Below are 261 nucleotides of genomic sequence, written 5' to 3'. Positions count from 1 at the left end.
CAGACAGGGAACGCCTGCTTGCCGATTTCGGCACCGCGATCGTTGCAGACTCGAACGCGATCCCCGCGGCGATCTGGGAGCGGCTCAAGCAGCTCTATCCCGCCAAGGTGCTCGTCGATCTCGTCGCCTTTGCAGGCATCATGCTGGCGACGGCGGTCTTCAACAACGTCGTGGAGATCGATTTCGATCCGGAACTTGAGGCATTTGCCGAAGGTGCTGCGCGTCCCGTTACGTCAGGTTGAACCACGCGTGGTATTCTTC

1 protein-coding gene is annotated in these 261 nt (G+C 60.2%); it reads left to right on the top strand.

Annotated features, from left to right (window positions below; all coding sequences use genetic code 11):
- Nucleotides 1–242: hypothetical protein (locus SB772_RS42505; protein ID WP_410838834.1), on the top strand; the 242-nt coding region annotated here is incomplete at its 5' end.
- Nucleotides 243–261 lie beyond the last annotated feature (19 nt).

This window comes from Paraburkholderia sp. SIMBA_030, from assembly GCF_046535245.1.
Lineage (GTDB): Bacteria > Pseudomonadota > Gammaproteobacteria > Burkholderiales > Burkholderiaceae > Paraburkholderia.
This window is presented reverse-complemented; position numbering and strand designations above follow the sequence as displayed.